This window comes from Desulfovibrio porci, assembly GCF_009696265.1.
GTDB lineage: Bacteria > Desulfobacterota > Desulfovibrionia > Desulfovibrionales > Desulfovibrionaceae > Desulfovibrio > Desulfovibrio porci.
On the sequence record NZ_VUMH01000005.1, the window covers coordinates 208,869 to 227,180 of the forward strand.

At 53.9% G+C, this 18,312-nt stretch carries 18 protein-coding genes; 15 read left to right on the top strand and 3 right to left on the bottom strand.

The annotated features are described in order from the left end of the window. The 15 genes from rfbA (at position 1) to pseI (ending at position 13,888) form a co-directional block, all read left to right on the top strand. On the top strand, positions 1–876 hold the full coding sequence (rfbA, locus tag FYJ44_RS06995; RefSeq protein ID WP_154510597.1) for a glucose-1-phosphate thymidylyltransferase RfbA: 876 nt from the start codon (positions 1–3) through the stop codon (positions 874–876). A gap of 11 nt (positions 877–887) precedes the next feature. Next, a complete protein-coding gene (gene rfbC, locus FYJ44_RS07000) occupies positions 888–1,433 on the top strand; it encodes a dTDP-4-dehydrorhamnose 3,5-epimerase (RefSeq protein ID WP_154510599.1) in 546 nt (181 codons plus the stop codon). 12 nt (positions 1,434–1,445) lie between these two features. Beyond that, positions 1,446–2,576, top strand: a complete 1,131-nt coding sequence (locus FYJ44_RS07005; RefSeq protein WP_154510601.1) for a glycosyltransferase family 2 protein — start codon at positions 1,446–1,448, stop codon at positions 2,574–2,576. 101 nt (positions 2,577–2,677) lie between these two features. After that, a complete protein-coding gene (locus FYJ44_RS07010) occupies positions 2,678–3,616 on the top strand; it encodes a glycosyltransferase family 2 protein (RefSeq protein WP_154510603.1) in 939 nt (312 codons plus the stop codon). 14 nt (positions 3,617–3,630) lie between these two features. Then, positions 3,631–5,214 (top strand): hypothetical protein, encoded by a 1,584-nt coding sequence (locus FYJ44_RS07015; RefSeq protein WP_154510605.1) that lies wholly within the window; start codon positions 3,631–3,633, stop codon positions 5,212–5,214. A 104-nt stretch (positions 5,215–5,318) separates the two neighbouring features. Next, the gene (gene pseB, locus FYJ44_RS07020; protein ID WP_154510607.1) at positions 5,319–6,302 is read left to right on the top strand and encodes a UDP-N-acetylglucosamine 4,6-dehydratase (inverting); all 984 of its coding nucleotides are present in this window, start codon (positions 5,319–5,321) and stop codon (positions 6,300–6,302) included. A 2-nt stretch (positions 6,303–6,304) separates the two neighbouring features. Continuing rightward, complete coding sequence (gene pseC, locus FYJ44_RS07025) at positions 6,305–7,420, top strand: UDP-4-amino-4,6-dideoxy-N-acetyl-beta-L-altrosamine transaminase (protein ID WP_154510609.1); 1,116 nt, start codon at positions 6,305–6,307, stop codon at positions 7,418–7,420. Between the two features lie 150 nt (positions 7,421–7,570). Next, positions 7,571–8,278, top strand: coding sequence for an acylneuraminate cytidylyltransferase family protein (locus tag FYJ44_RS07030; protein ID WP_154510611.1), 708 nt, complete (start codon positions 7,571–7,573; stop codon positions 8,276–8,278). Then, positions 8,268–9,326, top strand: coding sequence for an N-acetylneuraminate synthase family protein (locus tag FYJ44_RS07035; protein WP_326833673.1), 1,059 nt, complete (start codon positions 8,268–8,270; stop codon positions 9,324–9,326). Before FYJ44_RS07030 ends, FYJ44_RS07035 begins: the two co-directional genes overlap by 11 nt. After that, entirely contained in the window at positions 9,316–10,356 is a 1,041-nt protein-coding gene (pseG, locus tag FYJ44_RS07040; protein ID WP_154510613.1) for a UDP-2,4-diacetamido-2,4,6-trideoxy-beta-L-altropyranose hydrolase, read from the top strand. The genes FYJ44_RS07035 and pseG overlap by 11 nt, the downstream gene beginning before the upstream one ends. 24 nt (positions 10,357–10,380) lie before the next feature. Next, positions 10,381–11,034: a formyltransferase family protein gene (locus FYJ44_RS07045; RefSeq protein WP_154510615.1), complete on the top strand. Its 654-nt coding sequence runs from the start codon at positions 10,381–10,383 to the stop codon at positions 11,032–11,034. Next, positions 11,031–11,483 carry a GNAT family N-acetyltransferase gene (locus FYJ44_RS07050; protein ID WP_154510617.1) on the top strand — a complete coding sequence of 151 codons (453 nt, stop codon included), beginning with the start codon at positions 11,031–11,033 and terminating at the stop codon, positions 11,481–11,483. The genes FYJ44_RS07045 and FYJ44_RS07050 overlap by 4 nt, the downstream gene beginning before the upstream one ends. 5 nt (positions 11,484–11,488) lie before the next feature. After that, positions 11,489–12,178, top strand: a complete 690-nt coding sequence (locus FYJ44_RS07055) for a PIG-L deacetylase family protein (protein ID WP_154510619.1) — start codon at positions 11,489–11,491, stop codon at positions 12,176–12,178. Then, positions 12,175–12,867, top strand: a complete 693-nt coding sequence (locus FYJ44_RS07060) for a formyl transferase (protein WP_154510621.1) — start codon at positions 12,175–12,177, stop codon at positions 12,865–12,867. Before FYJ44_RS07055 ends, FYJ44_RS07060 begins: the two co-directional genes overlap by 4 nt. Then, the gene (gene pseI, locus FYJ44_RS07065; RefSeq protein ID WP_229772574.1) at positions 12,860–13,888 is read left to right on the top strand and encodes a pseudaminic acid synthase; all 1,029 of its coding nucleotides are present in this window, start codon (positions 12,860–12,862) and stop codon (positions 13,886–13,888) included. Before FYJ44_RS07060 ends, pseI begins: the two co-directional genes overlap by 8 nt. A gap of 109 nt (positions 13,889–13,997) precedes the next feature. Here pseI and FYJ44_RS07070 read toward each other — a convergent pair whose 3' ends face one another. Genes FYJ44_RS07070 through FYJ44_RS07080 form a run of 3 tightly spaced genes read right to left on the bottom strand, consistent with a single transcriptional unit; the run spans position 13,998 to position 18,223 of the window. Further along, on the bottom strand, positions 13,998–15,044 hold the full coding sequence (locus tag FYJ44_RS07070; RefSeq protein WP_229772575.1) for a hypothetical protein: 1,047 nt from the start codon (positions 15,042–15,044) through the stop codon (positions 13,998–14,000). A gap of 16 nt (positions 15,045–15,060) precedes the next feature. Then, complete coding sequence (locus FYJ44_RS07075; RefSeq protein ID WP_154510625.1) at positions 15,061–17,217, bottom strand: HD domain-containing phosphohydrolase; 2,157 nt, start codon at positions 17,215–17,217, stop codon at positions 15,061–15,063. A gap of 10 nt (positions 17,218–17,227) precedes the next feature. Then, entirely contained in the window at positions 17,228–18,223 is a 996-nt protein-coding gene (locus FYJ44_RS07080; protein WP_154510627.1) for a transglutaminase-like cysteine peptidase, read from the bottom strand. Positions 18,224–18,312: the final 89 nt, after the last annotated feature.

Genomic DNA, 18,312 nt, shown 5'->3' on the forward strand with positions numbered 1-18,312 from the left:
ATGAACTACAAAGGCATTGTTCTGGCCGGCGGCACAGGCACGCGCCTGCATCCCATCACCTTGGGCGTGTCCAAGCAGCTTTTGCCTGTCTATGACAAGCCCATGATCTATTATCCCATGTCCGTGCTCATGCTGGCGGGCATCCGGGACATACTGCTCATTTCCACGCCCCTGGATCTGCCCCAGTACCAGCGCCTGCTGGGCGACGGCTCCCGTTTCGGCCTGCGCCTGAGCTATGCCGTGCAGCCGGAACCGGCGGGCATTGCCCAGGCTTTTGTCATCGGCGAACAGTTTCTGGCTTCCTCGCCGGTCTGTCTGATTCTGGGCGACAATATTTTTCACGGCCAGCATTTTACCGAAAAACTGCTGCGCGCCGCTTCTCAACAGCAGGGAGCCACCATTTTCGGCTATATGGTCAAGGATCCCGAACGCTTCGGCGTGGTGAGCTTCGACGACGCGGGCAATGCCACGGCCATTGAGGAAAAGCCGGACAAACCGCAGTCCCCCTTTGCCGTCACCGGACTGTATTTCTATGACCACGGCGTGGTGGACGTGGCCAAGGCCATCAAGCCCTCGGCGCGCAACGAGCTTGAAATCACCAGCGTCAATCAGGCATATCTTGAACGCGGGCAACTGCGAGTGGAAAAGCTGGGGCGCGGCTTCGCCTGGCTGGATACGGGCACGCACACCAGTCTGCTGGAAGCCTCGGCCTATGTGCAGACCATTGAGGAGCGTCAGGGCCTCAAGGTGGCCTGCCTGGAGGAAATCGCCTGGCGGCAGGGCTGGATAGACGACGCGACCATGGAACGGGCCGGACAGTTTTTTGCTAAAACCGGTTACGGACAGTATCTGTTGCGCCTGCTGCAAACGCGCTGACCGGAGAACTAATGGAATTCAAAACCCTGGCGCCCAACGGCCCCGTGCTGATGATTCCCACCGTGCATGGCGATGAACGCGGCTTTTTTCTGGAAACCTTCCGGCAGAATGAATTTGACGCCCAGTGCGGCCCTCATGTTTTTGTACAAGACAATCACAGCAAATCCCGTCAAAATGTCCTGCGCGGCCTGCACTATCAGCTTGAGCGCCCCCAGGGCAAGCTGGTGCGGGTGATCCAGGGGCACGTCTGCGATGTGGCCGTGGATCTGCGCGCTTCCTCGCCCACATTCGGCCAAAGCTTCACGGCGCTGCTGGATGACGTAAACCGCCATATGCTCTGGGTGCCGCCCGGCTTTGCGCACGGTTTTCTGGTGTTGAGCCCGGAAGCCGAATTTGTCTACAAATGCACGACATATTATGCGCCCGAGGATGAGCACTGCCTGCGTTGGGATGATCCGGCCATAGGTATAGACTGGCCCCTGTCTGACGCAGATCCGGTTATTTCCGCCAAAGACCGGGAAGGACTTTCCTTCGCCGATTGCCCCAAATATCGTTGAGCGAAAACGGATATGACAACCCAACCGCCACTCATTTCAGTCATCATCCCTTGCTATAACTATGGGCATTTTTTGTCTGAAGCGGTTGACAGCGTTCTTGGTCAGAAACGCGGCGAGCTGACAGTGGAAATTATTGTCGTGGACGATGGTTCTACGGACGACACCGCCGTCGTGGCCCAAGGGCTGGGTTCGTCCATTCGTTATATTCATCAGGAAAACCAGGGGCTCTCCGAAGCGCGTAACACCGGCATACGCGCGGCAAAGGGAGATTTTCTGGTTTTTCTTGACGCCGACGATCTGTTGACCGCCAACACCCTGAGCAGCCATCTGAACAATTTCGCCGCCCATCCGGAACTGGACGCCAGCGTCTGCCTGAGCCTTCAGGCAGTCGAATCGAATCGCAGCACCTACCTCTGGCCGCTCAAATCCTCACATCTGGATATGCACCTCTGCCACAGTAACATCTCACCGGTGCATACCTTTATGCTGCGCACCCGCGTCGCGCGCGAGATCGGTTTTTTTGATCCCGACCTCAAGGCCTGCGAAGATCAGGATTACTGGCTGCGTTGCGCCGCCTCAGGCAAACGTTTCGGAACCAATGTCGACGGTATGGTCATTTACCGACAGCATGGACAGAGCATGACCAGCCAGATGTCTCGCCAATTGGCCCATGATGGCGCCATCCGCTTTAAAATCAGTATGTTGTTGGAAAACAGGCCGGATTTCCCCCAGGCCGGGAAATTCTATGGCTGGCTGGCGCACGCCGCCGGAAGCATCAGCAGCGCTTACGGGCTCTACCCCCAAAGCCCCCAGTTCGCTCTGAGGCTGCTGGACGAATCGGCCAAAGCCGTCCTAAAGGCCGCGGTTGTTGCAGCGCAGGCGAAGACAGATGATGCCCATCTGATTCTGGCGGAACGCTACTTCGCTGGCGAATACCTCTTGCGGGCCGGAAGCTTTGACGCTCATTCCTGCCGTCCTCTTGAAAAAGCGACAGGTTTCCTTGCAACTCGCCACTCAAAACTGGCCGGTCTGACCAGGAGCCAGTTGAATGCCAGACAGAAGCAACTCTTTACCCGCCTGTGTTGCGAGCATGAACGGGTGCAGGCAACATTCAAAAGAGAGGGGATTTTTGTATCTTGGTGACCAGCGTTTTTCGTTAGAATGCTCCCATAAAAAAGTTAATATTTCTGAAGAGTTATTTTTTTGCTATAAAATTATATTTATTATAAATTCAAGAGGAATATATGAAACTGCGCCCTGAAGTATCTGTAATTATGTCAGTATATAATGGAGAAGAACATTTGAATGAATGTTTACAAAGCATTTGTGCACAAACATTCTCAAATTTTGAGTTTATTATCGTCAATGATGCTTCCACTGATAATACTGCTGAGATTTTGAAACACTGGCAGCGCATGGATTCGCGTATACGACTTCTATACAATCTCGAAAATAAAGAACGCTCCATTTCCCGTAACCGGGCCATTACGGCGGCCCGTTCTCCGCTTATTGCCGTAATGGATGCCGATGATCATGCACTGCCAACAAGGCTCGCCGTGCAGACCGCCTTTCTGAGAGAACATCCCGAGGTTCAAATACTAGGCGGCGACATGCTTATATATGGCAGCGAAAAACGCTTGTCACATCCACAGGATAACGATGAAATTCGTGCTGCCTTATTTTTTGATTGCAGCATATTTCATCCAACTACCATGTTGCGAAAATCTATTTTAACAAAAACAAATAAATGGTATAATCCATTACTCCCACCAACAGAAGATTATGGGCTTTGGGCTGACCTATTAACAGTCAAGAAAGCTATATTTGCAAATATTCCAGAGACACTGGTACGTTATCGCTTTAGTGATATTCCTCGTCCCCTATACGAAGAGAAACAGTTTCGAAATGCAAATATAGTTCGCTCCAAAATTTTGCAACAGCTTGGATTGCAAGCTAGTACAGAAAATATAAAATGCCATATCGCACTCTTATTCTGTGATGCGCAGGCGCTAGGTGTTACACCTGCTCAGTGCGCTCTATACGGCAATAAGCTACTGAAGGCCAATGAGCATACCCTTTTGACCTCTCCCGCCGCGCTGGAGGCTGAGATTTCTCGCCGACTCACGCAAGTCTTCCGTGTGGATATGCTGCAACGGCAAGAGCATCGTCCAAGTCAATTTTAATAAGGAGTACTTCCTTGAATATTCTTTGCTTTGCTCCATTTTCAGCAGCCTGGGATTTACATGGCTACATTGAAATGGGGATTTTACAATCTCTGAGAGAAAAAAAAGCTAATATTATATATGTATTTTGTGACATAAAAAGTGAATATTGTTATTTATATCTTCATGAAAAGGCAAATTGCGCTTATTGCCAGCAAAGATCTGCAGTATTCGCCGCTGACAAAAACATGCCTTACATCTGGCTGAGCCGTTTTGCACAGGCGGATGACCATGCTGTGGCAACAGACTTCGTGGAAAGCCTGTCTCCTGAGGAATACCCATATGCCGACTATGAAGGCAAAGCGATAGGGCGCTGGGTCTTGTCAACGTTTATCAGCTTTTTGCGGGAAAATCCCTTCAACTGCCACAAAGCAACACATGTGAGTGTTTACAAGGGCATGCTTGTCTTCGCCCTTGAAACGGCCCTAGCCTTAGAGCGCCTGTTACAGCAAGGGCGATATGACCGCGTGCTTATGTTCAACGGGCGTTTCTTGCCTTTTTCCATTTTGCTGGATATGGCAGAAGCCCGGAAAATTCCCTGCTATTTGCACGAAAGAGGCTCACTGCCCAATACTCTGCGCGTAGTCCGCCACGACCCGTCTTCAAAACTCCATCCCATGACGATCATCCCACCTGAAACCTTGTTGGCCGTGCCCCTGACTCCGGATCAACTGGAAAAAACGCAGTCCATCATGCTGCGAGCAGAAACAGACGACACGGGCCTCAACTGGGACAGACACTCCCCTACAACGAAGTATGACGACCTGCGCGCCCATCTAAATATTGAAAAAGACAAGCGTGTCTGGGCTTTTTTTGTTTCTTCCGATGATGAAATGGCCGCATTTCGAGGCTATGAGTATCCGGACTTCCCCACCCAATTGGATGGACTCATACGTATTATCCAGATTATAGCCGATTTTTCCGATGTACATCTGGTCATACGCATGCATCCCAACAGCGGCGCCAAAGGAACCAAGCGCGTGCCTTGGGCTGATAAGCTCACGTCTTTTTTACGGCAGCGCAATCATCATTATGTTACTGTCATTGCAGCAGATGACCAAGTCAATACCTACCAACTTATGAGACTTGCCGAATTTGGCCTGGTTGCTTGCAGTTCCTGCGCTGCGGAAATACTGCATAGAGGCAAGCCAAGCATGGCTTTCCATAAATTGATAACGAAGAATGAAGGAATATTTATAGCTGACAGCAATGCAGCCATGAAAAGGATTCTCTATCGGTTCCATGAAAAAGATATTTCCAGATCTGAAATGAAAGAATGTTTTCGGAAAAGCTTACGCCATAAATACTTTAGATTCTTTTTATCTAATATACCATTTGAAGTTCTTACACAAACATCGCCACATACGGTACGTGCTCTTTTTCGTCGCGTCGAAGAAATCAAAAATATACGTTACCCGGCTTTAAACAAGCTTTCAGACCAGATTTTAAGCGGCAATGAAATCACTTTTGACTATTTTGAAAATGATGAACAGCACTCCTGTTTAGATTCTGAGAGCAGATGGATCGATACATATATGGATCGCTGGTTTACCTCTTGAGGACACAACAGCATGTCCATAACTGTTTTTTAAAGTGTAATGGCATACTACATGCATATAATGTAATAATTATCCGGCGTCATGCCGCTGACGAGAGAAAAGATATGTTTAATGGAAAATCCATTCTCATTACCGGCGGTACCGGTTCTTTTGGCAAAAAATGTATTGAAATTATCTTGAAAAAGCACAAGCCCAAACGGCTTATTGTTTTTTCCCGTGATGAACTCAAGCAGTTTGAAATGCAGCAGGTATTTTCCCCGAAAAAGTATGGCTGCATGCGTTATTTCATCGGTGACGTACGCGACAGGGAACGTCTGTACCGGGCTTTCCGGGGTGTGGATTACATCATCCATGCGGCGGCTCTCAAGCAGGTGCCCGCAGCGGAATATAATCCTACGGAATGCATCCGCACCAACATCGGGGGCACGGAAAACATCGTCAATGCGGCGGCCGACTGCGGTGTGAAAAAGGCCGTGGCCCTGTCCACGGACAAGGCTGTGGCTCCGGTCAATCTCTATGGCGCCACCAAGCTCTGTTCGGACAAACTTTTCATTGCGGCCAATGCCTATACGGCCTGCGAAACCATATATTCCGTGGTGCGCTACGGCAATGTCATGGCCAGCCGCGGCAGCGTTATTCCCTTTTTTATAAAGCAACGTAACGAAGGCCGCCCCCTGTCCATTACGGACAGGCGCATGACCCGCTTCTGGATCACGCTGGAGCAGTCCGTGCACATGGTGCTGCGCTCCTTTGAGCTGGCCGGTGGTGGCGAGATTCTTGTGCCCAAGATACCCAGTATGAAGATCACGGATCTGGCCGAAGCCATTGCGCCAGGCATGCCCACCGTTGAGGTCGGTATTCGCCCCGGTGAAAAGTTGCACGAAACGATGATCACGGCCGAGGATTCCCGCCATACCATCGATATCGGCCAGTACTATGTCATCAAGCCGGAAACTTTTGCCTACCGAGGACCCGAAGGCATTCCCGTACCCGAAGGCTTCAGCTACAATTCCGGCACTAACGAACGCTGGCTGGGCGTTCCGGAATTGCGCGATACCCTGAAGGAACAAGGAGTTGACATCAGCTAACCATGAATACTCCCCATTTTATCCCCTACGGCCAGCAAATCATTGATGATGACGACATAGCGGCTGTGGTCAGCGCGCTGCGCTCGGACTGGCTGACCACCGGCCCGGCCGTGGAACGCTTCGAGGCGGACATCTGCTCCTATACGGGCGCACGCTACGGCGTAGCCGTGAGCAGCGGCACGGCGGCCCTACACGCGGCCATGTTCGCCCTGAACATTGGTCCCGGCGACGAAGTCATCGTCCCTCCCATGACCTTTGCAGCCTCGGCCAACTGTATCCTCTATCAAGGAGGAACGCCCATCTTTGCCGATGTAAATGCCGATACCTTGTTGATTGATTCGGCTGCCGTGGAAGCGGCCATTACTTCCCGCACCAAGGCCATTATAGCGGTGGATTATGCCGGACAGCCCTGTGACTGGGATGCCTTACGCACCATTGCCGATAAATATCATCTGGCGCTGGTGGCCGATGGCTGCCATGCTCTGGGCGCCGCCTATAAAGGATGTCAAGTCGGTACGCTGGCCGATATCACGGTCTTCAGCTTCCATCCGGTCAAGCACATCACCACCGGCGAAGGCGGTATGGCCGTTAGCAACGACGAAGAGCTTGCCGCACGCATGCGGGCCTTTCGCGGACATGGTATTACGACCACGGCCAACCAGCGAGAAAAATCCGGCGCCTGGTTTTATGAAATGACTGCACTGGGATACAATTACCGCATTACGGACTTACAATGCGCACTGGGCAGTTCCCAACTCAAAAAACTGGAAGGCTGGATTAAAAAACGCAATCAACTGGCCCAGGTCTATGATGCCGCCCTGGCAAACCTGGCAAGTCTCCGGCCGCTCAAACGCCGGGCAGAAGTACGGCATGCCTATCATCTCTATGTGGTACGCACCCCGAACCGGGATGAGATATTCCGACGATTGCGCGCTAAAGGTATCGGGGCCAACGTGCATTACGTCCCCGTACACCTGCATCCCTATTACCAGCAGGTAGTCGGCACACGGGAAGGCCTCTGCCCAGTGGCTGAAGCCGCCTATCGGGAAATCCTGACCCTGCCGCTCTGGCCAGGGATGACGGAAACAGATATTGAACGTATTGTAAATTGTACATAGCTTCTTCTGAATAAAATATAAGGAAGTTAGTATATAATTATATATTTTTATATACACAAATACACCATATTACGCCATAACTATAACAATAAAAGCAGCAGTTTCCTTTGTAAATCACAAACTTAGAATCTGTAGCACAGGAAAACTAGCGTGAACCAACGACTTGCCCTTATACCTGCCCGGGGTGGCTCAAAACGTCTCCCCCGTAAGAACATCCTGCCATTTATGGGAAAACCAATGGTACTTTGGACATGTGAAGCCGCGAGGGATTCAGGCTGTTTCAATACTGTCGTCGTATCGACTGAGGACAAGGAAATAGCAGATATTGTACGTACTGCCGGTTTTTCTGTCGATGAGCGACCAGAAGAACTTGGTTCAGATATGGCAAGCTGTGCGGATGTCTGCCTTGAATTTCTTGCACGCTCCGAAAAGGCGGGGACATTCTATGATGCTCTCTGCTGTTTGTACGCGACAGCACCGCTTCGGACTGCTGATGACATTTGCGCTGTCATGAAACTTCTAACATCAGGTACTGATGCCGTTCATGCGGTCTCCGGCTATGATCATCCGCCTCATCAGATGCTGTACCAGAACGCCGAGGGTTTTCTTGTGCCCGCCTTTCCTCTACTTGTGACAAGGAAATCACAAGAGGTCCCCGAAGGGCTTATCGGCAACGGCAGCACCTATGCAATTACGGTGACGGCGCTCAGGAAATACCGATCCTTCTACCCTTCCCGGATCAAGGGCTACCGGATGCCTGCCTTGCGCTCCATAGATATTGATACCGCTGAAGACTTCACTTTTCTCGAAGCCTGCGCCCATCTGCTCAAACAGGAAGGACTCACCCGTGATATTTGACTGCACGCCTCACCCCTCAAAACGGCCCGTCAGTATTGTTTTTGAAGCAGGTCCCACGCATGACGGCCTGCCAACAGCCAAGTTGCTTGTGGATATGGCCGTTCAAGCGGGTGCTGATGCCATCAAATTTCAAATAATTGACGCAAAAAAAATCGTCCCTTCCAAGGATACGCTGTTTACCTATGAGGTGCTGAAAAACAGACACACCGGAGAAAGGGAAACGATCACGGAGTCTCTACAGGAAATCCTGTCCCGTCGAGAGCTGACTTTTCCCGAATGGGTGGAGCTTATCGCTTACTGCAAAGAAAAAAATCTCCTTTTCTTTGCCACCGCCAGTAATGCCGAAGAAATGGAGTTTCTTGCCAACGCAGGCTGCGCGTGCGTTAAAATTTGCTCGGGCGACATCAACTACCACCACTTGCTCAGACAGGCGGCGCGTTTTCCCTGGGTAGTCCAAATTGACACGGGTAGCGCGACGCTTGGTGAAGTCGAACAGGCTGTCGATACTCTGGAAACGGCCGGATGCCGTAACCTCATTATCAACCATTGCCCTTCCGGCTATCCTGCGCGCCTTGAAAGCATCAATCTGCGTACGGTGCAGACCTTGCGGCAGATGTTCCCCTACCCTGTGGCATTCTCCGATCATACCCCTGGCACGACTATGGATATCGCTGCCGTGGCCCTTGGTGCCGACATGCTGGAAAAAACCATTACCCTGAATCGCTGCATCCGCAGCCCGGAACATATCATGTCGCTGGAACCGCAGGAAGCTGAGGATTTTGTGCGAACCATCCGTGAGGTGGAAATTGCCCTCGGCAATCCCCGGCGCATTATGACGCCGGAGGAACGCGCCCAACCACCAGTAGTGCGACGCAGTGTTGTGGCCGCACGAGATATTATTGCAGGAGAAACACTGACGCAGGATATGCTCGATTACGCCCGCCCCGGAGACGGACTGCCGGCCCATCTTGACTATCTTGTACTCGGCAAGCGATCCCGCAGGGCATACAGACAGGGCGAGAAGCTGTTCCCCTCTGATGTCGCCTAACGCCGTGCTCCTCATCCGCGCTGACGCCGCCCCTCACATGGGAACCGGACATGTCATGCGCTGTCTTGCGCTGGCTCAGGCTGCCCGCAGGGAAGGACTGGACGTGCACATGATCTGCCGTCTTGGTGTCGACTGGCTACGAGAGCGTCTAGCACGAGAGGATATTCCCCTGCACTGTCTGCCGGATATGCCGCCTGTGGCAGAGGCTCCCGACAGTCTGCTGCGACAGCTTCAGGCGGCCAGTCTGCCGGTTCCGGGAACTGCGGCTGCTCCTATCTGGGTTGTCCTGGACGGCTATCACTTCGACACAGCCTGCCAGCTGGCCGTCATGCGGGCAGGCTATCGACTGCTGGTCATCGACGACTATGCGCATCTGCCTGAATACCATTGTGATGTGCTGCTGAACCAGAATATCAGTGCAGAGCTGCTGACGTATCAGGGCAATATTGGCCGCAAATTGCTTGGGCTGGATTATGTGCTCTTACGACAAGAATTCCGGGATGCTCACAAAAGGGCGCAAATGCGTATCAGGCCCCAGCGGCCGCTAAACATCCTTGTGACGCTGGGGGGCGGCAATTTTATTGAATATCTGGAAAAAATCGCCGCCGAGATGACCCTGCCGGAGATGACAGGCCACTCCGTTCGCATCATTCAGGGTGCCATGAACACGGAACGTATTCGCGCAGCCTTTGCCCGCGGCCCGGCCCGGCTGGAAGTTCTGCCGCGCGTGGACGACATGCCGTCCCTGCTGCTGGACACGGATTTGTGCATCACGGCAGGCGGCTCCACCTGTTGGGAACTGTGCTGTCTGGGCGTACCTTTTCTGACTATATTGGGCGCGGAGAATCAGCGCCACATATGCTATTGGCTGGCTGAAAAAGGCTATGCGCCGCGCTTTTCAAGAGTTGCCTTTATGGCTATGCTCACGGATGCACAGTATTGCCGCCACATGGTTGCCCGACTGGACCAATTGGTGGACGCACAGGGAGCTGCCCGTGTTCTGGCACCATGTAAGCAACTCAAGGCATAGAGCCGATATTCTGAGGACGCGTAGATGAATGTTCTTTTTCTTGGTCCCGCCTGCCCTCGCATTGAAGCTCACCTGTATGAGTTGGGGCATACTGTGATTCGGCGGGAAGAACCGTTGGATATGGCTTTTTTACAGACGTACCATTTTGATTTTGGCATCAGCTACCGCTATCAATATATTCTTACACAGGCTATGCTGGACTATCTGCACGACCGTGTCATCAACCTGCATATTTCCCTGCTGCCGTGGAATCGGGGTAACGACCCCAATCTTTGGAGCTTTCTTGAGGATACGCCCAAGGGGGTTACCATTCATAAAATGGATGCCGGTCTGGATACCGGGGATATTTTATTACAGCGGGAAGTACTTTTTAACCCGGCTGTGGAAACACTTAAAACAACGCATGCTGCGCTTTCCGCCACCTTGGAAGAGCTTTTTCTGGATAATGCCGAGGCTCTGCTGGCGGGAACACTCCCCGCAAAAAAACAGCCTGCCGGAGGTACCTGTCACCGTTACCGGGACAAAGCGGCTTTTCTGGACCTGATTGAAGAACTGTGGTGGGATACTCCGGTGCGGCCACTCATAGGAGCAGCCAAGAGAGAGAGAGAGAGAGAGAGAGAGAGAGAGAGAGAGAGAGAGAGAGAGAGAGAGCTTGACCCTGCGTCGCGTGCGGGATGACGCACATCGCCTTCATTTTCGCTCTTGTCAATGATCCTGGCGTGCGAAGCATATCTTTCCATAGTGAAAAAATTTCTTGGAAAACGCATCTTGCTTGGTTTGACAGACAAATTCATGAAAACAATCCTTTCTATATTGTCAGTTTTGATGATAAACCTTGTGGCTATGTGCGTATGCAACGTGACCCGCAGCTGCCGAAATATGAATATATCCTTACTATCGCTGTGACAGCGGGACATAGAAAGAAGGGAATTGCAACGGCGGCATTGCGCGCAGCTTGCAAACAGGCTCTGGCCGAACAATCTGTCCGAAAAATATGGGCAATGGTAAAAAAAGACAACATTGCTTCGCACAGGCTTTTTATCAAAACCTTTCGGAAAGAAGCAGGCACACAAATCGTTAACGGGCATGCCGCTACCTGTTTTGTTTATCCTGACTATCTGGAATAGCGAAAATGTTCAGTACCGCGCGTAACACTCTTGTTGTGGCCGCCCACCCTGATGACGAAATGCTGGGTTGCGGCGGTACATTGGCCAGGCTTTCCGCACAGGGTGCGCACATCACTATTCTTTTGCTTGGCGAAGGCCCGCTGGCCCGCGGCACGGAAGCAGCCGACGCCCGCGCAAACGCTCGACTGTCGGCGCAACGAGCGGCCAGTGTTCTGGGCGTGGGGACAGCAGACGTGCATTTTGCCTCCTTACCGGACAATCGTTTCGACACGGTTTCCCTGCTGGATATCATACAGCGTATTGAATCCCTTGCGGGGCGGGTGCAACCTGATCTTGTCCTTACCCACCATGCCGGAGACATGAATCAGGATCACCGATTGACTCATCAGGCGGTTATGACCGCTTTTCGGCCTTTGCCCGACAGTAATCCGTTAAGCATTCTTGGCTTTGAAGTGCTTTCCAGCACGGAGTACACTCCGCCACAGACGGCTCCCCCCTTCTGCCCCAATGTCTTTGTGGATATTTCGGTTACGCTTGAAAAAAAATGCCTCGCCCTACAGGAGTATGCATCGGAAATGCGCCCCTGGCCTCACCCGCGCAGCATAGAGGCCGTCAAACATCTGGCTGCCCTCAGAGGATGTTTTTGTGGCTGCGAGGCGGCGGAAGCCTTCATTCTCTACAGGACATTGCTATGAAAGCAGGCTGTGTTATTGCCGGTTCACGCCCTTGGTGCCGGCACCTGGCGGAAGCTGTCCAGAACAAAACAGGCATTCCTTGTCGCCTGATACAGGCACAGCAGGAGCTGACGCTTGAATTACTGGAAAGTCTCTCCCCACGCTACATTTTTTTCCCGCACTGGTCGTGGATTATTCCCGAAACCATATGGAAACGTTTCGAGTGCGTGATTTTTCATATGACGGATCTGCCTTATGGACGCGGGGGCAGCCCCTTGCAAAATCTCATAATACGAGGGTATCAGGAAACAAAGATAAGTGCTTTTCGCTGTAGCGAAGGTATTGATACTGGCCCCATCTATCTGAAGCGTCCGCTTTCTTTACTGGGAACTGCTGAAGAAATATACATTCGCGCCAATGCGATTATTCAGGAGATGATAATCGAAATTCTTAATACATATCCCGCTTCAACTCCTCAATATGGAGAAGTAACAATCTTCAAGCGAAGAAAACCTGAAGAAAGCAATCTTGATGGCGTGCAAACACTGGAAGAACTTTTTGACAAAATACGCATGCTGGATGCCGACGGCTATCCGCCTGCGTTTTGGGATGTGGGGAAATTTCGCTTGCATCTTACGCGCGCTTCACGCAAAACGGACAAACTGCTTGCGGATGTCTGCATAACGCTGAGGGATGAGAGAAATGTTTGATAAAAATGATAGCTATATCATCGCAGAACTCTCCGCCAACCACAACGGCAGCATTGAGCGCGCCGAGGCTATCGTGCGGGCGGCGGCCGATGCCGGAGCCGATGCCGTCAAGTTACAGACCTACACAGCGGACACCATGACCATACCCTGCCATAACGAATATTTTCAGATCAGGGGAACACTTTGGGAAGGCAGAACATTACACGAACTTTACCAAAAAGCCTACACACCGTGGGAATGGCAGCCGCACCTCAAATCGCTGGCCAATACTCTGGGCATGGACTGCTTTTCCACACCCTTTGACGCCACGGCCGTGGACTTTCTGGAACAGATGAACGTATCCTGTTACAAGATAGCCTCCTTTGAAGTAGTGGATACTCCGCTGCTCAAAAAGATTGCCTCCACCGGCAAGCCGGTCATCATGTCCACCGGCATGACCACGCTTGCCGAAATAGCTGAAGCCGTGGCAACCTTGCGTGAAAACGGTACAAAAAAGCTTGCTCTGCTCAAATGTACCAGTGCCTATCCCGCTCCGCCGGAAGAGGCAAACTTACGAACTATTCCGCACTTGGCACAGACCTTTCACTGTGCTGCGGGCCTTTCCGATCACACTATGGGCAGTGCTGTGGCCGTTGCGGCGGTTGCGCTGGGAGCGCGTATTATTGAAAAGCATTTCACTCTGTCACGTGCTGACGGCGGGCCGGACTCAGCCTTTTCCATGGAACCGGAAGAGTTCTCGCAAATGGTCAAAGACATTCGTGCAGCGGAAAAAGCGCTTGGCCATGTCAATTATTCGCTAACGGAAAAAGAAGAGGAGAGCATCATATTTCGCCGCTCTCTGTTTGTGGTCAAAGACGTCCGCGCTGGTGAGTCCTTCACACCGGAAAACGTGCGTTGTATCCGTCCGGGATATGGGCTGCATCCACGGTATTATGACGAGATTCTTAACAAAAAATCAACACAGAACATTACTGCAGGCACCCCGTTGACATGGAAGCACCTCTTACAGACCCATGAATAACCGCTAAGTGTCATGCTCCAACAGGTTAATTTACCCTGTCTTCGGTCAGTAAGCTGACTTAGTGCGCAAAAGAACACCTTAGATCATAACGATACAAAATTCCTTGCAATTAGTCGTCCGAGTCTTTCGGTTCGCTTAAAAAAACCTGTCCGCTTTTTTCCGCCAGCCACTGAAGATATTCAGGATAATGGCGCCGCAGCAACTTCAGGGCGTTTGCCTCGGCCAGGGCGTAACGCCGGGGACTCTTATTGCCTGTACCCACCCAGTGTTTCAGGTAGCTTTGAAGCTCAAAATGCCTGGCGCTCAGTCCTAGGGCGTGCATATCCCTGAACCAGGGCACGCTGATATCCAGGCACGCGGAACCGCATTGCTGGAACGCGCCGGGCGGAAACGACGGACCGAACGGCGCGCAGTGCGGACGGGTTTTCTCCAGATCCAGCAGACAGGCCCATTCATTGATCCGGCATTCCGGCAACGGCCAGGGCCGACGCTCAAAGCTATCCGCGAAGCCCTTGTCATATGGCCGGACAAAAATACCGCGTTGTCGCGCCAAGGTGTACAAGCTGCGCAACGCCGCGTAACCCGGCTGAAAATCCGCATAAGACAACGGCCCGCACGCAGCGCATCCCATGACTTCGCGCGTCAGTTCCTCCCGGTGGGCCGGGCAGTTCCAGCACTGCCCGAGCAAGCCCACGGCAAAGGCCTCGCCCATTTCCCGCAGCATGGCACCCAGAATATCACGGAGCACCAGAACGTCATTGTGCATCAAAAAAAGCTTGCGGCTTTGACTGCGCTCAAAGGCATACTGGTAGCGGATACCCGAACGGTAGGCCGCATCGCCGAGACGTGCCGGATCAACTGCCTCGCGGGCCAGCCAGAAATCCGGCTGAAAAACCCGGCAGCGCTCGCCCAGGCGCTCCCGCAGATAGTGGGCGATATAATAGGGCGCAATCGCATCATACCGCGAACCGTACGGCTCGAATTGCAGCCAGATCACGCCCACATGCTCCCCGCTGTGCTTGAGCAGCGACAGCAGGGACAAGGCGGTCTGAAAGGGTTTGGCAAAAATATTGACCGCCACGTCCACGGTTTCGGGCGTTCCGGGCCTTTCAGCGACCCCGGAGGCGGCTGCGGAGGGCGTCAAATTCTCGGCCATGCGCAAGCCTGTTCCCTCACTGCCGCGCAGCGCCGTCAGCGCCGCCGGACGCCTCGCCCTGTTCCGTCCCGGCAATCTCTCCTTCCCCGTCGGCGTCCTCGGCCGGGGCGTCAACGGCCCGCCGCACGGCGTCTTCGGGCAACCGGGCCAGTGCGGACACCACGGCGGGATCAAAACCGGGATCCTGGGAGAGCAGACGCACCGCTTCTTCCGGGCTCATGCCAGCCCGGTAGGAACGCGTGCTGACCATGGAGCAGAAAGCGTTGACCACAGCCAGAATACGGGCGTTGGCGACAATTTCGCCGCCCTTGAGCTGCCGGGGCTGCCCCGTGCCGTCCAGGCGCTCGCCCATCTGGTAGACAGCCTCGGGCACCGGCAGGCTGAACTGAAGATCGTGCAGCACCTTGAAGGCGTATTCCGGCGCGCGCTGGACCTCCCGCTGTTCCTCAGGCGTGAGCTTGCCCTTCTTGCTCAGAAGATGATGAGGCACAAAAATCTTGCCCACCTGCGAAAGCCGCGCGGCCAGACGCAGGGTTTCCTTGTCCTGATCCGGCAGATCCATACTGGCGGCCAGCAGTTCCGAAACCCGTTCCATCTTCTGCGAATGACCGATCAAATTGACGTCCACACTTTCAATGGCCCGCACCAGAGCAACGATAATGCTGGCCTGGCGCTCACGGGCGGCCTCGGCCCGGCGACGGAACTCCGTAATATCCTGGAAAATTCCCACACAGCCGCCCTGCGTGCGCCCGCCGTCTCCCTGATGATCCTCAAAGGGGAAAAGCGTCACGCGGTAAAGACGCGCTCCGTCAGGCTGATCCAGGGGAATTTCGATACTGTCCATACGGCCGCTGCGGCTCACCACTTCCATGCCCCGCATCAGATCCGAAGCGGCCTTTTCCGGCAGTATGTCGGAGAGGACGGCATTGAGCATTTCTTCTTCATGTCTGGCCGCCATCTGGCAGAAAGCCGGATTGCAGACCTGCACGCGGCCATGGCCGTCCACCAGCAGCAAACCGGCCTGCAGGGAAGCGTTGATGCTGTCCAGCATCAGCTTCTGCTGGCGGATCACTGTGTACAAATGCTGAAAATGGCGGGCCGTGGCCCGGTGCGAGCGGCTGACCATGCTGGCCCAGATAAACGCCAGCAGCAGGGCGACGCCCAAGCTGCCCAACACGCCCAGGCCGTAGATCTGGGTGGCCTGTCCTTCCAGTTGGGCATCCACCAGCGAGGCCGGCACTTCCAGCACGAGGCACCAGTTCAGATCCGTAAGCGTGCCGCCCAGAGAGTAGACTTCCCCACCACCGGTCAGGGCGCTGCGGCGCATGAAGGGAAGGCTCATATCCGTACCCGGCTGAAAGGCGGCCGGCGCGAGAACTGGCTTGCCGTCACGCAAAAGCACCACTTCCATACCCGAGGAGGTACGATCCAGAATGCGCGGCTGAAAATCCTCATGCTGGTCCGGGTTGCGGGCCAGAAAATCGGCCATGGCTTTTTCCACGGGCACAGTGAGCAATAGAAAAGCCACAGGTTTGGGATCGCCCTCGCCTAGAACCTCATAGAGCGGATCAACCATGTCCATAACCAGATTGCCGTTCAAAGCGCGCACCGGTCCGAAGGCAAGCCCCCTGTCCGCACCGGCCCGGCCCACCAGGGCGGTCTGGGCCGGGCTGAGCGGCCCGCTCCCGGACGGAGCCACCAGTAAAGCGCCGTCCGGAGCCACGACGCGGGCGGCCGTCCAGCCTCTGCGGCGCACAAAATCCTGGAGAATATCACGCATATAGGAGAGCTGCTCAGCCAGAGAGCGCAGGGCTTCGTCATCGCTCTGGGTCGCCTCGGACGCGGCAAGCCGTTCCTGTTCCTCAGGCCCTAGGCCGCGCACATCGGCGGCAAAGAGACGGAACATTTCCGCCGCGCTGATAAAACGCGCCTGCTCCACCAGTTTATTGCGCCAGACGCGGGCCGATTCCAGAGATCTGTCCACCCAGGCCTGCTGGATATCACGCTGCTTGTTCAGAATCTCCTGCGTGCTGTATTTGAGCTGGAAATTACAAAGCACAAAAGCCACTGCGGCCACCAATACAAAAAACAACAGTCCCACGCTCGCCACAACGGTTTTTTTCATGCGGTATTGTCTGGCTGCGGCCTGTGCGTTCATTTCCTGCAATTCCATATCAGTCACCTTATTTCAGCTTGCGGCCTTTGAGATGTGCCCAGCGCCCGAATTCATTGACCGAATACTGGGGGCTGTAGTGGCCGAAGCGCGTATGGGACAAAACAACGTTGCTCAGGCTGTCAAGCACATAAGCATCGTTGTTCATGTACACCACCAGTACGGCATGGGCCATGTTGCGGATCGTATCGCGAACCACCACGATACGCATAGTTTCGGGCGGAATGCCCAATTCCTTAAGCGTAAAATACTTGATAATGGAATAATCTTCGCAATCGCCGGATTTTTTCAAAAATTCCGCGGGGATTTCCCAATAATCCGCCTGGCCCCAGTTTTCGATATCCTCGCGATAAGGCCAGGTGTTCCAGAAAGAATTGACATAGCGCAGAAGGTTCATGGGATTTTTGCCCTTGGCTTTTTCCTTGAACTGCGCCCAGGTCACCTTTTTGTTGAAGTGCTTTTCCGGTATGAAAATGGGATCTGCCTGATTGCGCTTGAGCAGGTCCAGCCAGGCGGGCAGCGAAGAAAGCGGACGCTTGAACTCCACCGTACCGAAGAGTTTGATTTTCGGCACGGCAACAGCGGCGGTCGGAGATGCCGACGCTTCCGCGGAAGGGAGATCGTCCTTGTCCGGCAGGACGGCGGGCGACGGCCCTATCGTATCGGCGGAAACAGGCCGCCCCACGCGCGCGGCGGCCGCGCCTTCAGGGTCGGAAGGACCGGAAGCGTCCGGCGTCGCGGCGTCTGAAGCGGAAAGCGCCGGGGCCGCATCCTCGGGCGTCGAAACCGGCGCGGCGCTGAACGCTGATTCGTCCACCCGCTCCAGCACACGGGGGCGCTCGGAAACCCCGCTTTCGCCTCCCGGAACGGCTCCGGGCGTGATGTCGGCGGCAAAGCCAAAGCAACCGACAACCGGCAACAGGCAGACCACCGCCACGGCCAGCGCGAAAACGCCGCCGCGCAGCCGCCGTTGCCACGGTCCGCCATGCTGTAAAAATGGGGGCATGCGCACCGCCCGCTCCTGCTGGAACATCCTCTGCCAGAACCGGCGGCAGTAGAACCACCGGACACCGCCTCACCCAATACGGACCAAGG